Genomic DNA, 15,793 nt, shown 5'->3' on the forward strand with positions numbered 1-15,793 from the left:
TGTGGTTGAAAAAACACTGATAATAGCAGGAAAATAACTCAGAGTTGACTTACCATGAATAAAAACTCAGAAATCAAGGGTAAGAGTCCTGTTCTTAGCTTTACGGCAGGTTTAATTCTTGTATCACTGATTGGTTATTTGCTGATTGCCGGACGAAGCTTATTAATTCCTTTGGTTATCGCTATTTTTATTTGGCATTTACTAAACACGATCAATAATTCAGTGCAGCGAACGCCTTTCATTGGAGCCAAATTACCCAATTGGCTTAGCATGGTGCTGGCATTGGCGGTTGTGGTTCTGTTAGTAAAAATCTTGATTGACATTATCACCAATAATGTCAGCGATGTGATTGCAGCCTCTCCGCGCTACCAAGAGAACTTAACCCATATTTTTAATACTATGGATCGTCGATTTCATATCAAGGCGATGGACAATGTTGATAATTTCCTGCAAGATTTAAGTGTGCAACGCATTTTAGTGAATATTTATGGGGTATTTACCACGATAACTGGTTCGGCTGTCTTGATTGTCTTATATGTTGTTTTTCTTTTTGTTGAGCAACATTTTTTTAGACAAAAACTTGATGCGCTTGTCCCACAAATGGGACATCGCCAGTTGGTCAATAACATCCTCACCCATATCGTTAAAGATACGCAAACATACTTGGGAATAAAAACAATGCTTAGTCTCGTGACAGCGGTTGGCAGTTGGATTGTCATGAAGTCAGTAGGCCTTGATTTTGCAGAGTTCTGGGCACTGTTAATCTTTTTTCTGAATTTCATTCCGAACATCGGTGCGATATTAGCAACGGCGTTTCCAATGCTATTGGCTCTGATTCAATTTCAAAGCTGGGTACCTTTTCTGGTCATTACCATAGGGATTGTAACCATACAATTTATCATAGGAAATCTCGTGGAGCCTCGTTTTCTCGGTAAGTCCTTAAACGTCAGCCCTTTTGTTATTTTAATTGCCTTGGCGTTCTGGGGCGCGATTTGGGGTATCTTAGGTATGTTTTTATCTGTACCGATTACGGTCATGATGATGATTATCTTTGCTCATTTTGATGCAACACGACCGATAGCTATCTTGCTATCACAAGATGGCTACATAAAAAAAGCGTACGAGGCGTTGTAGTGATTGGAGAATGTTTACCAGACGGTGTATCCTCTCACCCGCCGCGCTACGCGCGTCGACCTCTCCCACAAGGGGAGAGGTATCTTCCTTTGTGGGAGGGTAGGGTGAGGGGGCTCTTATTGTGAGGCGCCTCTCATATCAATCTCCCAAACATCAACCACCCGGTTATTACTCGTGATATAAAATTTATCAAACAAATTAATGGTTGGGTCACAGTGCGGTACGATCAGTTCAATCACTTCGCCATTGACAGGTAAATTGCCATTGGCGGAGGTTAACTTACCATGCTCATCACCGAAACCGCCCCAATCATATTCGAGATAATCATGGCTTATTACTTTCGGTCGATGGTTCTTATCCACATAGATTGATTTTGTGCCTGCATCGACGGTTACATGGTCAGAGCGATTACTGCTAATCACTGTTGTAAGTAGCGTTAGTGAATGCTTGAAATGAGTAAAATGTTCTTTATTTTCTCTCGAACCAATTGCCGCATATTCAATATCCATCACCGTATAGGAACCTGGTTGGATTTCAGTGACTTCTGATGCTTGGATATCAATGTCGTAGGTTCCTGTGCCACTACCCGTTAAAATCGGACAAGGTAAGCCATGTTTCTTAAATTCATTGACAACGTCGCTTGCCAGTTGCATCGTTTTTAATGATCTGAGTTTGCGTTCCTCATAAGATGAAATATGCTGCAGGTTTCCTGCATAGCATTGAATTCCTGCAAGATTTAACCACTTGGATTGGTGAATTTGCTTAGCAAAGTCGAGAGCGTGCTGTGGTGCTACACCAGTCCTACCCAAACCGGGATCGAGATCCACTAATACATTGATTGGTTGCTTATGAAATGCTGCTGCTTTTTCCAAATGAAGTAAATTGTCTCTATTGTCTGCCACAATAAGGGTATCGGGAGCTTTTTTAAGACAATGAAAGAGTCTTTCAATCTTAAAAGAAGTCACAATGGGTGAAGTGATCAATACCCCGGTAACCCCTTGATTAATTAATACTTTAGCTTCAGAGACTTTGGCGGCACTAATACCAATTGCACCATACTCAAGCTGAAGCTTAGCTAACGTTGTACATTTATGCGTTTTACAGTGGGGTCTGATATTTACATGATGTTGTAGACTGTGTTGACGCATGCGATCCAGGTTATATGCTAGTTTTTCTCTATCAATAACTAGACAAGGCGTATCTAAGGCCCATTTATCTGCACCAATAAATGACTTTGACATCGTTCTTTCCGCAAGAGTTTGTTGAGCGGGAATATAGCAGAAAATAGAACGTAAAAAACTGTCAAAACGACGTATTTATCCAGTAAATTAATACTCTATCCAGATAAAAATCTGTTATTGCTTCACCTTGTTCACAATGACGGCATTAGCGGTTTTGTCGAATAAAAAATTGTCCTATATGGATTGGTTCTTAATATTGCGTTAATAATTTATTCATATTCCCTTAATGTTTATTTTATAAAATTGTCATTCTGAATCTATTCTGATCAGGTGAAGAAACAAATGAAAGTAATTATCGGTGCAGGTCCAGCAGGCTTATATGCTGCTATTAAATTAAGAAAAGCAGGTATTAAGGATGTCGTTATCTATGATCCTCGCGCTGGCGAATATACTCGTCCGGGGCATCTGAACGAAAATGCATTTAGAAAAGCTGAGGACGGCATTGGTAAAAAATTTTGGCAAGGTAGATTTGGTCATATCAAAGATTTTGAGAGAGCACTCTACGAAGAGGCTTTAAAATTAGGGATAAAAATAGAAAAAAAGCGTTTCGTAGGCCTTCGTGAAGACAGCAAAAACCCTGGTGTTATTGTTAATGATGGAACAAATGATGAATTTGTTCCTGCAGATTATGTTTTTGATTGTACTGGTTCGCGTCGTGACGTCATTAAAGAAGTAAATGCTCTCTGTCCCGAGTCTCCTTTGAAACTGAAAGACGTGACTGACGTTCCAGTAAAAAATCATTTTCTTGCTTACGTGAAGCTGAGCGAGGATCAATTAGATCGCATTAATGAAGCTCATGAGTTAGAACCTCTGAGAACTCTTGATTCCTTATCTTTTGCACGATCAATAGTTAAGTTAAGAGAACTCGGCTGGAAGGAATTCACCACTCCACGGTGCTACGGTGTTTACTTCGGTAAAGGAAAATCGTGCTTATATTTACAAACCCCTGATAACTTAGCAAAAACCGATCATGACAGATGGGTACAAACTGTTTTGGAGTGTCACATCACACCGGTTGGTTATCAACATCTACCGCCTTCAAAAAAATATAGTCACAAGCCACGATTTGTAGCATTTCCAGTCAGTGCTCAAGCCTTGGAGCAAGTCTCGTATAAAGGAAAAAATTTGCCCGAAGTTATTGCACTAGGTGATGCACAAATCGATCCGAATTATTATTTGGCACATGGTATCAGGAATGGTATGTCCCGCATTGACGCTTTATTTGATACCATGGAGATTTTCGATGGCAAAATTTATTATTTTAACGAGGGAGACTATCTGGCAGAAATTCAGAATCTCCTACGCGAACATAAACAACAAGTCATCGAAGAGGCTAACGAACAAAGGAAAGCTTTTGCGGATGCTCTGGAACTGGCAAGACTACACTTCAAGCAAGCCTTGATCCTGACTTCTGATGTTAGCGAAAAATCTACGTTTACCAAGATTCTAACTGAAATTGAAGCGCGTCAAAGTTATGCGAAAGGCAGTAAACTGTTTGCTGAATGTCACAGTGCAAACAAAGTTAAATTAGCTATTTATTCCGTTGATACCTTGGTTGCAAAGCTCAATCTCATACATATTGATCTATTAAAAGCATATAGTGATTTGCCAGCCTCCTTTGGGGTTGAGAGGAAAGACGCCAAAGATTTATTGCTTCATCTAGCTACCAGTTGGAAAGATGTAGGTAATGAGTTATATAAGAAAGGCAGATTGCAGGATGCAATCGAAGCTTATAAAAAGGCGATAGATATTTACAACTTACCAACTATTCAAGGAACACAAAGCTTACAAGAGTTGCCTATCCATTCTAACTTGGTTATTGCTTATAGCAATGCCAAAATGTATAACGAAGCTATTGTGACCGCACAAATGGCTTTGGACGTTTATCAACAGTACACTGGAGCGGATCGACCAGCGGCATTGTATGAAAAACTGGTGTTTAATTTAATCAAAACCTTATGTGCTCAAGGAGAGGAGTTCTTGGCCACAAGCAAAAATGATAAGGCCTCCTCTTGTCACCAACAAGCTCAGCTGTTAATGAAGACACACAAAGAAGCGCTTAGTGAGAAAATAGCATTACAGATTAATCAAAAAATTAATGAATTACAGAAGCGTATTCCTAAAAACAGTGAGGCATTGACGGCTTTGGGTGTATTTACACTAGGAAAAACAGAGGGAGTATCCACACCCACTAAGGAATTTAATTTTAACTAAAGATAATTTCTTAAAAATTTTGTTCATTATATCTCAACGTACCGCGGCTTGTCCGCGGTATCCAGTTTTCGCTCTATCTTAATATCCGAATATAAAATCAGCGTTCCGGATAAATCACAGAATTCTTGTGATCGCCATACCAGATTTCATCTTCACTTAACGTTGTTTCAATGAATTCAATCGGTGTTCCACCCTCAGCGATCATCGCAACTTTAAATCCAGAGAAAGGTTCATAAGGACCTAGAATAACTTCTTTTCCTTTAATAGCTTCTTCAAGGTTATTCACTTTGAAGGCAACGTGCGGCATGGTTTTTATTAGAGGATGGAGTGGTGAATCCGCTTCAAAGCGATGATATTGGATACGGTATTCGCTGTCTTTACCACCACTGGTATACATTTTAAAAGTGGAACTATACCTCTCTCCTTCCCTGACAATATCTGTTGGTATGCCCATGTGGTGATATTCATAAGTTGTGGTACGTACTTTCATCATCTGCTCTATAAATGTCCTATTTCCTAGGAGAAAACAACAAAAAGGAGGTTGTCATCCCTTGTATGGATTAAACCTCACAAAAGATAGGACAGGATTAAGAAAATTGCTATTTTAAAGGAAATCGAGCCAAAGGAATATAATAGGATTGGTCTTTACCCGGCTTGCTTTCAAATAAATGAATTTCCGTGATAGGTATAGTGGGAATGGTTGGTAATTTTATTTCATGCAATGCATCAGCTGCGATGTGGGGATTTCGCAAGCGACCTAGCGTTAGATGTCCGCGAAAAGATCGTGTTTCTGTGGAATAATTGCTGTCTAAGATGGCTTGACGAAGATGATTGGCTATTTGACTTAAAACATGATCTGGTCCTGCCTCTAAAGAAATAATTCGTGGCTTTTTAGCTGTAGGAAATAGTTGCAATCTATATAATTGCAATGAGAAGGCTTTACTATTTTGTAATTCATAGCTACTGCGCTCAATCAATCGAGGGATATGTTCCTGCTGGATGTTACCTAGAAAAGCCAAGGTAATGTGCAAGTTTTGTGTAGAAGTCCACTTAATACATTCTTGTGGAAGGGAGCATTGTAAAATGGATAGTATTTCTTCAAGTTTTTTTCGAATATTATTGGGAAAACCAATTGCAAAAAACACACGTGAAGTCATTTTTTTAAGACCAATACTTTATTCAAGTATAATAATGTAAAATTTGCTTTAAACGCCAGCATTTGCCTGCGCCTCCCAGAACACGATATGTTCAGGTTTAATCAACGTATTCAAATAGTCTAAAGCCATTTTCACTTTATCCTTACTATCAAAAAATTCGATAACGACTGGTAGATTCCAGTGAGTATCAGCTAACGAGCAACTATGTTCTCCTTCTTCACCAAATCCTCTTAAACCGCGAAACAAACTGATGCCACGGATTTTCACTTGTTTTTCCAAATGCTCGAATATCTGTTTTATTAATTTTGATGATTCGAGGACATAAATCCGCACGACAACTACATCAACAGATTTAATCATTTCATCCCTATCCTGTTTTGTATTTGGCAATGTAATTATAAGTTAGTAATGATTCGTTTGCCCAGTTTAGGGTAAATTTACGATGTGGTCTATTTCGTTCTATGATTAAATGAAAGGAGGCCTTTATGAGCTCGAAAATAGGATCTGCTGGGGATGATAAACCTCGCGGTAACAACCCTCTTGCAAATCGTTTTGATAATCTGCCTGCTAAAGATAAAGATCGCTTCCCGCGTGTTGCTTATGTGCTACAGGGGGGTGGGGCCCTAGGTGCTTATCAATTTGGCGTTGTTAAGGGATTGTTAGAAGCTGGGTATGAGCCTGATTGGATTGCGGCGACTTCGATCGGTGCTATTCAAGCTGCAATCCTGGTGGGTAACCCTCCTGAAAAACGCATTGAAAAACTAGAGCAATTTTGGCAGAAAGTTGCACCAAGTAAGTTATTTGATTTTCTAGGTGAATCGGGTGCCACCTTGGAATTTTATAATAATATGAGCGCTTTGTTTACGTTATTATTCGGTCAGCCACATTTTTTTTATCCCCGTTGGTGCACAGGTACATTCCCTTTATGGGGTGATCTAACCACGCTTAGCTATTACGATACAACTCCGCTTAGAGACACACTGCTTGAGCTTATCGATTTCGATCGACTTAATTCTTGCCCTATTCGTCTAAGTCTCGGCGCTGTACAAATCAGTAACGGTCACTTGATTTATTTCAATAACATTAATTACCGCATTGAAGTGGAGCATGTTATGGCTAGCGCTGCTCTCCCACCCGGTTTTCCAGCGGTTAATATTAATGGTGAGTTATATTGGGATGGTGCTGTGCACTCGAACACGCCCTTAGAAGTTATTTTAGAGGCAATTCCTGCACAGGATACATTATGCTTCCTCGTTGACTGCTATGGTGGACTGTCATTCATACCGCAAACCATGAATGAAATCGAAGAACGAATGAAAGATATTACATACTCCACCCATGCACAACGCTCCATTTATAATTATTTGCATCGACAAAAAATGCGGAATTCTACATTAGAGTTGGGCCAAGTTTTGACTGCAGAGCAAAAAAAGAAATACGCACAACATCTATTGGATATTGGTACCCCTCATCATTGTACTTTGGTTCATTTAATTTATACCGCTAGAATCGTTAAAGCACCATCGAAGGATTACAATTTTGGGCTACCAGTTGTCAAAAGGCGGATAGAAGTAGGCTATGCAGATGTACAAAAAATACTTGAAGAAGAGTCCCAATGGGGTTATCTGCCCAAGGATGGACAAAGTAGATTATATGAATTACCCACCCATCAATCGCGATTGATCCGGAAATGGAAAAAAGGCGCGATTTAACTTAAATTATTGAGAGTGTTTACCAAAACTGTGTCATCCCCGCGAAAGCGGGGATCAATCCTGATTAAAGCCTTGTGTCACCCCAGAATGGATTCCCGCTTTCGCGGGAATGACACAGTTGAGTATACACTCTCTTCCCAGGAGGGAATGTTCATATAAATTCTAATTTCTACGTGGGGATGTGACGGATTTTCTATACTTTTTTTACAAATTGAGATTTCAGTTTCATGGCACCAATGCCATCAATTTTGCAATCAATATCATGATCACCTTCAACTAGTCTAATGTTTTTGACTTTGGTTCCAACCTTCACAACCGATGAAGAACCCTTCACTTTTAAATCTTTTATCACTGTGACAGTATCACCATCTTGTAGCCTGTTACCGTGGGCATCTTTAATAACGCGGTCATTATTATTTTGTTCCACGGTGTCTTTCGGCCATTCATGCGTGCACTCAGGGCAAACAAAGAGAACGCCATCTTCATAAGTAAACTCTGAATTACACTGCGGACATTTGGGTAAAGAAGTCATCAATTAATCCTATAAGACGAGTAAGTATGAATTATAACAAAAATAAAGGAAATAAATAAAAAGTAAGCATACTCCAAAGACCCGGATTTCACTTCGTTTCTCTCAGACTACATCGAACATTCATCCATTTGCAAAGATAGATGTAGCTCAGCAGGCATTAAAATGGTTACGAATATGCTCAGGCAATGCGTTCAATATCTTTTCGGCCAAATCTGGTTCTAACTTATGATTAATAAATTTAATCGCAGAAATAATAGCTTCCTTGGCATCAACATTTATTCTGCTTAGCTCACTGGCTATCGGTTCAATAAACTCTTCGAATCCTCTTGCTTTATTAAGAGGATGAGAGGGATTCCAACCATCATAATAAACTCCCTTTAGGATTAAAGGTAGTTGTGAAGCTAAACTTGCAGCCAATTCAGTTGGTAATTTATCGCGTAAAGAATGAAGTATCACACGCAGAATAGAATAGCATTGAGCTTCATCTTTAAAATCGCCAAAATCCTTAAGTTCATGTAACCATTCATAAGTCTTATGTACTGATGACTCAATTGATGAAACATGCATAATTAACCCTCCTTTTTCTTCCATTTTTTATTTAAATTATAGTATATGGATGAGAGCCATTTTTTTAAAAAAATTGTTGAATTTTGTTGATGAAGAGCTTGTTAAATACTATCTTTATTGTGAGTCCAAAATGATTTTAGGACAGGCCATGAACCACCAATATACTGCAAAAGTTTATTCTGAGGATGCAGAGGTCGCACAAAAAACCGGAGATGACTTAGAAGAACTCTATATATGGATGTTAACTTATAATAATGGACATGGCTGTGGAACTCATGGAGAAGTTATTGATAATCAAACACAAGAAGTAGTTAGAACATTTAAAAAGAGCCCAATAGAATAATAAAAGAGCTGTTGATATTTCACTCACTTGAAATGTTGATAGACCTATAATAATGTACTCCCTGCGTCTCTATAGCCCGCTTCAATGCGTCTTTGAATGGTTTTTCGTGAAAAATCGAGGGGTCCTGTGACATTTTCTTCGTCTAAATTTTCAATATAGACGATGTTTTTTATGTATTTATATTTAATTAGTCTTTGATAACCAGGTAACTTTTTTATCGGACTATTATTAGGGATTAATTTCTCAATTTCATTCATCACTTCTATAAAGTCATTTACCCTTTCAGTTAACTCCATATTAAAACGAATTTTGTTTGAGAAAATGATTTCAAAAACACGATCAAAAACCTCCACCATATTTGTTGGTATTTTTCCTTGGCTAGGAAAGAGATTTACGACAATAATTTGTTTTTCAATTTTGGGATCCGGATCCAGTCTTTCTAATACCGGGGAAAGCGGAGTATTCTCGAATAAGCCTCCATCCCAATAACTTTTATTGTCAATACAAGTAATTGGAAAACCGGGAGGTAGACTCCCACTGGCCAAAACATGTGCGGGAGTGATCAGGGTACGGTTCTTCCCTTTGTTCTCAAAAACGTTTACTTTTCCTGTCTCAATATCAGTAGCAGTGAGAATTAAGTGGATAGGAGAATGATTTATTTTCTCGAAATCAATGTATTTTACTAATAGTTGTTGCAGGGGTTGGGTTAAATAAAAGCTCGTCCAATAAGGCAAGGTCCAGTAATCAGTACGCGGACTATAAAAGGAGGCATTACCAAACAATGCTAGATAAGATTCAATATGCTCACCCAGAGGTGTGGAAAATAAGGTAAATTCTTCCCACATCGCTTCCAGCGTTTCAATGGGATCGGTTTTCGCACCAATGAGTGCCACTGCATTAATGGCACCGATGGAAACCCCAGCGATTATATCGGGAGAAAACTTGTTTTCATACAACCGTTTTAACACGCCTAGCTCATAGGCACCTAGGGCTCCCCCACCTTGAAGAACTATGCCTGTTTGTTTCATACCATCCCTTGGTTTTTATCCTATCATGAGTATAGATTATTGCTTTGCATCTGATATGAAAAAGCGCATAATAGCTGTTTTTTGACGATAACCAGTGTGCTATGAAACAGACCGTTGACCAACTACTTGCTCAAGCTCTTGAGACTCTTAAACAAGCTCAAGTGGTTCCACAAGATCTTGCTGTTGATATTAAGGTTGAACGCGCTAAAGATAGCAATCATGGTGATTTTGCAACGAATTTAGCCATGACACTTGCCAAACCTTGTGGTCAACCACCTCGTAAATTGGCGGAATTAATTCTGCAATCGTTACCTCCTCATCCGGAGGTTGATCGCGTTGAAATTGCTGGTCCGGGATTTATCAATTTTTTTATGCACCATGAAGCACGTTCCCAAGTCATTGCAGACATTCTAAAGAAAGGGGAGCAATTTGGTTGCAATACGCTCGGTAGAGGGCAGAAGGTTATTTTAGAATTTGTTTCGGCTAACCCTACTGGGCCTTTGCACGTGGGGCATGGCCGAGGTGCTGCTTTTGGTGCTACCCTTGCTAATCTTCTTGCAGTAGCCGGTTTTGACGTTAGTCGCGAGTACTACGTGAATGATGCCGGTCGACAAATGAATATTCTCGCAGCGAGTGTTTGGCTACGTTATTTGATCCTGACAGGTGAAGACATCATTTTCCCGGCTAACGGCTATCGGGGTGATTATGTGATGGCGATTGCTCAGGAAATCCTTGACCACCATGGTAATCATTTTGTCAGAGCTTGGTCTGTGATTACCGAAGGTTTGCCAGCAGATGAACCAGCTGGAGGAGATAAAGAAGTATACATTGATGCATTGATTGTACGAGCAAAGGCACTTCTTGGTGAAGAGGGTTTCAAATTATTCCATAAGCATGCTTTAGATTCCGTGCTGGCTGATATTAAAGAGGATTTGAGCGAATTTGGTGTTGAATTTGACTGTTGGTTTTCCGAACAATCACTGCTTGATGGCGGAGCGATTGGTAAAGGAATTAAAGCCTTAAAAGATGGTGGTCATACCTACGAGAAGGAAGGAGCATTGTGGTTTCGGGCTACTGATTTTGCTGATGAGAAAGATAGAGTGCTCGTGCGTGCAAATGGTCACACAACGTATTTTGCCTCTGATGTGGCCTATCACTGGAATAAATACAATCGTGGTTTCGATCGTGTGATTGATATTTTTGGTGCGGATCATCATGGCTATGTGACTCGCGTTAAGGCGGCTGTGAAAGCTTTGGGACATGATGAAAGTGCAGTTGACGTCTTGCTGGTGCAATTTGCTATTCTCTACCGTGGCGGTGAGCGCGTGCAAATGTCCACACGCAGTGGTTCCTTTGTAACGTTGCGTGAATTGCGTGAAGAAGTCGGGAATGATGCTGCACGTTTCTTTTATGTCATGCGTAAACCGGAACAGCACATGGACTTTGACTTGGATCTCGCTAAATCGGAATCAAGTGATAACCCGGTGTATTATGTTCAGTATGCACATGCTCGTATTAGTTCTGTGTTAAGGCAATTAAAAGAACGTCATTTAAGTTGGGATGAGGCGTTGGGATTGGCCAATGTTGAGCTATTAAAAGAGCAGCAAGAGTCTATCTTAATCTCCTTGCTTAGTCGTTACCCAGAAGTGATTGAGGTATCTGCCAAAGCCTGTGAACCTCATCAACTTGCTTATTATCTTCGTGAGCTAGCTAATGGGTTACATAGTTATTACAATGCAATACAATTATTGTGTGAACAAGACACACTGCGAAGTGCACGTCTTTGTCTGTTAGCCGCTGTAAGGCAAGTTTTAAGAAATGGGTTGCAAATTCTTGGTGTATCAGCTCCAGAGAGTATGTGATGGCAAGGGATTACGGAAGAGGAAGACAACAAGGTAGGCAGAAGAACAGTGGACCCAAACAGTTTCTTTGGGTACTGGCCTCATTTTTATGTGGTTATCTTACGGCAACTGTGTTTGATTTTACCAGTTTAAGTAGCTGGGTGCACAAGAATATTCTGGCGGAGGATGAGCCTGCTGTGCAAACAAAATTGGTAGCTAAGAAGGAAGAGCTACCAAAACCCAAATTTGAATTCTATACCTTACTCGCCAAAGATCATGGTCCCTCTCCCTCTGGAGCTAGACCTACTTTGGCAACACCAGCAAAACCGGGTTTGCCCCCACAAAACCCACAAGTGAAGCCACCTATAGCGCCAGTGATAGCCGCTGCTAATAACTCTTCTCCTGGGTTGGCACAAGCCCCCGTGTCAGAGGCTAAGCCCGTAGCGTTACCTAATCGCAACAAAGAAAGCTATCTTGTGCAAATGGCCTCATTTAAAAGTAAGCAAGAAGCTGAACGTCTAAAGGCTTTACTGACTTTAAAAGGATTTGAAGTGACTATCGTTGCAGCTCCTCCGCAGCAAGGCGGTTGGTTTAGAGTAATACTTGGACCTTACCCTTCAAAGACAGAAGCGGAAAAAGTCCAAATTGCTGTTGCTCGTAGTGAGCACATTAAAGGCATAATACGCAAGGCAAATGCTTGATCAAGATATGAGTCCCTCTGGTCTTGTAGTTAAGAATAATAATTTTGAGTCAAGGGAATGGCTTTAGCGTTGAGATCTCCTTATGTCCATATTGTACGAATTTTATATTCCCAATATTACCTGCTCATCTTGTGTGGCAAGCATCCTAAGCGCGTTTCAAGCTGAGGATTTCTCTAGCAAAACAGGGTTAGAGATTGAGTCACATTACTTGAATCACAATGAGAAGATACTGAAGATAAAAGTAAACTCTCTTAATAAAAAGCCTGCAGATATAAAAAAAATCCTTTACCAAACCATTATGGAATTAGGATTTGATTGCGCTGATATTACTTCTGCAGCTACTACAGTCAAAGCCTCCAATAAAGGATTTTTAAATTCTCATCTGTTTCTTGGTAGTCTTGGTACGGGAACAGGTGTTGCTTTATTGATTCTCTCATTAATGGTCACGGGAGGTCTCTCTCTTCCTTTAATGATCACTATCGCGACCATAAGTACCCTGCTAACGGTGCTCTTAGGGGCACCATTTTATTATCAAGCCGCAAAAAAATTCCTGGCTTCCCGCACAATGACAATGGATACTTTATTTACAGTAAGTACCGTTACAGTGCTCATCGTTTCTGTTGCAGCTTTCGTTCTACCTTGGCTGCCCATGATGTTTGAGGCTGGTTTATTGATTTTTGGTTTTCGTCATCTTGGTCTTGCCATTGAGAAAAGTATCTCTGAAAAATTTATTTTAGAAAAAAAGTTCAAAGACCGCTTGCCTGTTGAAGTTGACGTATGCATGGCCGAAACCATGGAATTGAAAAGACGAAAATTGGCTACACTCCAACCAGGCGAGGTGATTTTGTTGAGAGGAGGGGATCTCATTCCTATTGACGGTGAAGCCCTTGATGACTGTGTCATTTATGACACCATTGTCACAGGCTCGGTTTTACCTCGTCTTATCAAGCGAGGAGAAAAGGTATTAGCAGGTATGCGTTTGGTTGAAGATGCTCCTTCCTTACAATTGAAGATATCTCCCATTACTTTATCCTTGGAAAAAGACGACACGGTTCCTGTCGATGGTATATGCTGTGAAAATTGCATAATTTATGATGAAGAATCCAATGAACCACGTCTTGTTGAGAAAGGTCAACCGTTATTGGTTGGGACGCGCCTGGCTTCTTGCGCTAAATTACAAATAACAGCTGTCGCCAATTATTCTTATCTTCATCGATTGGATCACAGCAATGAACAAGCGCAATTTAAGAAAGCTCCTATTGAAGAAGCAACAACCCAGATTTTGCAATATTTCATTCCCTCAATCATTGTTCTTGCGATAATCTCAGGTGTGATAGTTAGTTTATTTTTCTCGCCAGCGCTTGCTATTCAATGCGCTGTATCTGTATTGGTTGCTGCATGCCCTTGTACCCTAGGTTTGATTACGCCGCTTGCGATAAAGATAGGTATCAATAAAGCGGCTGAGCATGGCGTGCAATTTAAAAGTGCAAAAGATTTACAAGCCGCGGATCGTATTGATGCTGTTGTTCTCGACGTACATGGGACCATCACTACCGGGGCACCTGAAGTTAGTCATTATGCTTATAATGCAGCGCTTAGTAGTGAAGAGGAGATATTTAGTTACTTCGCTGCCTTGGAAGAGAAATCACAGCATCCTATTGCTAAAGCCATTGCCCATTTTGTTAAAGATAAAACGTTAGAGCCACTGACTGTTAAAACCTTTGATCAATCAAATCATTCAGGGATTAAGGCTCAGATTACAAGAGAAACTCCAATGCTGGAAAAGGGAGAGATGGCGTTGGAAGAAGAGGTTATCATTGGCAATCAAACCATGATGCAAGAGTGTGGTATTGATGTGTCAGCTGCTCATAGGAAAATTGATTTAAAGGAGGGGCAGTCTGTTGTTTATCTTGCTCGCAATAAACAACTCTTAGGGTATATGGTTTTAATTGATCCCTTACGATCAGGCGTTCGCGAAACGGTTGCAGCACTAAAACAAATGGGGATAAGGGTTTTTATTTGTACTGGAGCAGACCAGGCTACAGCGCTGCGTTATGCAAGGTTATTAGATATTCCTGAAGAAGATATCGCTTTTGCCTGCGTTGGTATTTCCGAAGATTCTGATGATAACTCTAAGCCGGCTTTTATAAAAAAATTACAGGCTCAAGGCTTTTATGTCGCTATGGTAGGTGACGCTGGTAACGATGCGGCTGCTTTAGCGCAAACCTTTGGCATAGCGATTAAATCAAAATCTGGAGATGAGGTCGCACAACAACAGGCTAGTGCCGTAGTGCAGAGCGATTCTTTATTACCCGTTGCCAATACCTTTGCTATTGCTCGTCAAACTGTGGCTAATATTAAACAAAATCTAGGGTTTAGTTTGGCCTACAATATGGCTTCGGTGCTTCTCGCCGGAGGATTACTCGTAGCCATTGGGTTGACCTTAAATCCTGCAGTTGGTGTTGCCTTAATGATTCTGCAGACTTGTCTGATATTGTTAAATGCTTATCGCTTTAAAGCCCAGGAACCGGAGCATTTGCAACAGTTGTCTGTGCAAGATATTAAAGAATACAAGGAATCTTATGGTTGTTTTGATAGACTCTTTAACGTTGAAAAGTCTAGCTCCTTAGATAAAGAAGTCCGTCCTGTAGATGTCGAGTACAGTGAGTCACTTTTTAAACAGCGACCAAATAACCTCGAGATAAGTGTTGGCGTTGATGCCGTAAAAGCCTATACGTTTTAACGGGTGACAGTGATGCGGATATCTCCCGCATTTTTAATTGCATAGGGTTTACTAACGCTGATCGTTAACTGTGGTACTTTAAATTCATCTTTAATCAATTCTGCCAGCTTATTAGCCACAGTTTCGATGAGACGAAACGCGTTTCCCTCAAGGTAAGTTGTCGCGAGTTGACAAAGTTTGTCATAGTCAATGGTATTGGCAAGTTCGTCATGACAAACGGTTGAATCAATCGGTATCGAAATGTCGATAACTAAACGCTGTAATATTTGTTGTTCCCAATCATGCACACCAATTCGAGTATTCACTGTTAGGTTTTTGATAGAAAGAGTATCCATGAGCACACCAAAATAAATCACATAGCATAGCAACGCGGTGTTGTAAGCACAATAAGCGGGGTTATGCAGGATGTAATTAGAAGTGTAGGTCGACTTCCCGCGGTTTGACCTTCCGATTGACCTTAAGTTTTTCTTGATACCCCCTGAAAGCTCGACGTGCCGCGGCTTGTCCGCGGCATCCATAAGTTCGAAGTTCATTACTCCTACCAAATGGATACCGCGGACAAGCCGCGGTACGTCGGCAT

15 protein-coding genes are annotated in these 15,793 nt (G+C 40.3%); 7 read left to right on the forward strand and 8 right to left on the reverse strand.

The genetic code is table 11. The annotated features are described in order from the left end of the window. Nucleotides 1–54 precede the first annotated feature (54 nt). Nucleotides 55–1,134, forward strand: a complete 1,080-nt coding sequence (locus CKV79_RS02675; RefSeq protein ID WP_035914752.1) for an AI-2E family transporter — start codon at nucleotides 55–57, stop codon at nucleotides 1,132–1,134. 116 nt (nucleotides 1,135–1,250) lie between these two features. Here the strand turns inward: CKV79_RS02675 and CKV79_RS02680 are convergent, their stop codons facing one another. Then, complete coding sequence (locus CKV79_RS02680; protein WP_028372223.1) at nucleotides 1,251–2,375, reverse strand: DSD1 family PLP-dependent enzyme; 1,125 nt, start codon at nucleotides 2,373–2,375, stop codon at nucleotides 1,251–1,253. A gap of 282 nt (nucleotides 2,376–2,657) precedes the next feature. Between CKV79_RS02680 and CKV79_RS02685 the strand changes: the two genes are divergently transcribed. Further along, nucleotides 2,658–4,589: an NAD(P)-binding protein gene (locus CKV79_RS02685; protein WP_028372224.1), complete on the forward strand. Its 1,932-nt coding sequence runs from the start codon at nucleotides 2,658–2,660 to the stop codon at nucleotides 4,587–4,589. 97 nt (nucleotides 4,590–4,686) lie between these two features. Here the strand turns inward: CKV79_RS02685 and CKV79_RS02690 are convergent, their stop codons facing one another. The 3 genes from CKV79_RS02690 to CKV79_RS02700 form a co-directional block, all read right to left on the reverse strand. Next, a complete protein-coding gene (locus CKV79_RS02690) occupies nucleotides 4,687–5,079 on the reverse strand; it encodes a hypothetical protein (protein ID WP_028372225.1) in 393 nt (130 codons plus the stop codon). A gap of 109 nt (nucleotides 5,080–5,188) precedes the next feature. Next, a complete protein-coding gene (gene thpR, locus CKV79_RS02695; RefSeq protein ID WP_035914760.1) occupies nucleotides 5,189–5,746 on the reverse strand; it encodes an RNA 2',3'-cyclic phosphodiesterase in 558 nt (185 codons plus the stop codon). Between the two features lie 48 nt (nucleotides 5,747–5,794). Next, nucleotides 5,795–6,106: a DUF190 domain-containing protein gene (locus tag CKV79_RS02700; RefSeq protein WP_035914761.1), complete on the reverse strand. Its 312-nt coding sequence runs from the start codon at nucleotides 6,104–6,106 to the stop codon at nucleotides 5,795–5,797. Nucleotides 6,107–6,231: 125 nt separating this feature from the next. Between CKV79_RS02700 and CKV79_RS02705 the strand changes: the two genes are divergently transcribed. Further along, nucleotides 6,232–7,458 carry a patatin-like phospholipase family protein gene (locus CKV79_RS02705; protein WP_028372228.1) on the forward strand — a complete coding sequence of 409 codons (1,227 nt, stop codon included), beginning with the start codon at nucleotides 6,232–6,234 and terminating at the stop codon, nucleotides 7,456–7,458. Nucleotides 7,459–7,651: 193 nt separating this feature from the next. Here the strand turns inward: CKV79_RS02705 and CKV79_RS02710 are convergent, their stop codons facing one another. Together CKV79_RS02710 and CKV79_RS02715 are read right to left on the reverse strand one after the other, a co-directional pair. Further along, nucleotides 7,652–7,990 carry a zinc ribbon domain-containing protein YjdM gene (locus CKV79_RS02710; protein WP_028372229.1) on the reverse strand — a complete coding sequence of 113 codons (339 nt, stop codon included), beginning with the start codon at nucleotides 7,988–7,990 and terminating at the stop codon, nucleotides 7,652–7,654. A 147-nt stretch (nucleotides 7,991–8,137) separates the two neighbouring features. After that, the gene (locus CKV79_RS02715; RefSeq protein WP_051546039.1) at nucleotides 8,138–8,557 is read right to left on the reverse strand and encodes a DUF2267 domain-containing protein; all 420 of its coding nucleotides are present in this window, start codon (nucleotides 8,555–8,557) and stop codon (nucleotides 8,138–8,140) included. Between the two features lie 49 nt (nucleotides 8,558–8,606). Between CKV79_RS02715 and CKV79_RS02720 the strand changes: the two genes are divergently transcribed. Next, complete coding sequence (locus CKV79_RS02720; RefSeq protein WP_331712964.1) at nucleotides 8,607–8,900, forward strand: hypothetical protein; 294 nt, start codon at nucleotides 8,607–8,609, stop codon at nucleotides 8,898–8,900. Nucleotides 8,901–8,944: 44 nt separating this feature from the next. Here CKV79_RS02720 and CKV79_RS02725 read toward each other — a convergent pair whose 3' ends face one another. Further along, nucleotides 8,945–9,928, reverse strand: coding sequence for a patatin-like phospholipase family protein (locus CKV79_RS02725; protein ID WP_028372231.1), 984 nt, complete (start codon nucleotides 9,926–9,928; stop codon nucleotides 8,945–8,947). 101 nt (nucleotides 9,929–10,029) lie between these two features. Here CKV79_RS02725 and argS point away from each other — a divergent pair, with 101 nt between their 5' ends. The 3 genes from argS to CKV79_RS02740 all read left to right on the forward strand — a co-directional run bounded on the left by argS (nucleotide 10,030) and on the right by CKV79_RS02740 (nucleotide 15,213). Next, nucleotides 10,030–11,790, forward strand: coding sequence for an arginine--tRNA ligase (gene argS, locus CKV79_RS02730; RefSeq protein WP_028372232.1), 1,761 nt, complete (start codon nucleotides 10,030–10,032; stop codon nucleotides 11,788–11,790). Then, nucleotides 11,790–12,470, forward strand: coding sequence for an SPOR domain-containing protein (locus tag CKV79_RS02735; protein ID WP_028372233.1), 681 nt, complete (start codon nucleotides 11,790–11,792; stop codon nucleotides 12,468–12,470). Before argS ends, CKV79_RS02735 begins: the two co-directional genes overlap by 1 nt. A gap of 82 nt (nucleotides 12,471–12,552) precedes the next feature. Beyond that, nucleotides 12,553–15,213: a heavy metal translocating P-type ATPase gene (locus CKV79_RS02740; protein ID WP_051546040.1), complete on the forward strand. Its 2,661-nt coding sequence runs from the start codon at nucleotides 12,553–12,555 to the stop codon at nucleotides 15,211–15,213. On the opposite strand, the gene folB is transcribed toward CKV79_RS02740, so the two are convergent. After that, complete coding sequence (folB, locus tag CKV79_RS14050; protein WP_331712965.1) at nucleotides 15,210–15,746, reverse strand: dihydroneopterin aldolase; 537 nt, start codon at nucleotides 15,744–15,746, stop codon at nucleotides 15,210–15,212. The two genes, CKV79_RS02740 and folB, sit on opposite strands and share 4 nt — an antisense overlap. Between the last annotated feature and the right edge of the window lie 47 nt (nucleotides 15,747–15,793).

The organism is Legionella lansingensis (assembly GCF_900187355.1).
Lineage (GTDB): Bacteria > Pseudomonadota > Gammaproteobacteria > Legionellales > Legionellaceae > Tatlockia > Tatlockia lansingensis.

Coding starts and splice junctions, on each gene's coding strand:
- CKV79_RS02710 (WP_028372229.1), bottom strand. CDS start 7,990: ATGACTTCTTTACCCAAATGTCCGCAGTGTAATTCAGAGTTTACTTAT.
- CKV79_RS02685 (WP_028372224.1), top strand. CDS start 2,658: ATGAAAGTAATTATCGGTGCAGGTCCAGCAGGCTTATATGCTGCTATT.
- CKV79_RS02720 (WP_331712964.1), top strand. CDS start 8,607: ATGAGAGCCATTTTTTTAAAAAAATTGTTGAATTTTGTTGATGAAGAG.
- thpR (WP_035914760.1), bottom strand. CDS start 5,746: ATGACTTCACGTGTGTTTTTTGCAATTGGTTTTCCCAATAATATTCGA.
- CKV79_RS02690 (WP_028372225.1), bottom strand. CDS start 5,079: ATGAAAGTACGTACCACAACTTATGAATATCACCACATGGGCATACCA.
- CKV79_RS02725 (WP_028372231.1), bottom strand. CDS start 9,928: ATGAAACAAACAGGCATAGTTCTTCAAGGTGGGGGAGCCCTAGGTGCC.
- CKV79_RS02700 (WP_035914761.1), bottom strand. CDS start 6,106: ATGATTAAATCTGTTGATGTAGTTGTCGTGCGGATTTATGTCCTCGAA.
- CKV79_RS02705 (WP_028372228.1), top strand. CDS start 6,232: ATGAGCTCGAAAATAGGATCTGCTGGGGATGATAAACCTCGCGGTAAC.
- folB (WP_331712965.1), bottom strand. CDS start 15,746: ATGAACTTCGAACTTATGGATGCCGCGGACAAGCCGCGGCACGTCGAG.
- argS (WP_028372232.1), top strand. CDS start 10,030: ATGAAACAGACCGTTGACCAACTACTTGCTCAAGCTCTTGAGACTCTT.
- CKV79_RS02715 (WP_051546039.1), bottom strand. CDS start 8,557: ATGCATGTTTCATCAATTGAGTCATCAGTACATAAGACTTATGAATGG.
- CKV79_RS02735 (WP_028372233.1), top strand. CDS start 11,790: ATGGCAAGGGATTACGGAAGAGGAAGACAACAAGGTAGGCAGAAGAAC.
- CKV79_RS02680 (WP_028372223.1), bottom strand. CDS start 2,375: ATGTCAAAGTCATTTATTGGTGCAGATAAATGGGCCTTAGATACGCCT.
- CKV79_RS02675 (WP_035914752.1), top strand. CDS start 55: ATGAATAAAAACTCAGAAATCAAGGGTAAGAGTCCTGTTCTTAGCTTT.
- CKV79_RS02740 (WP_051546040.1), top strand. CDS start 12,553: ATGTCCATATTGTACGAATTTTATATTCCCAATATTACCTGCTCATCT.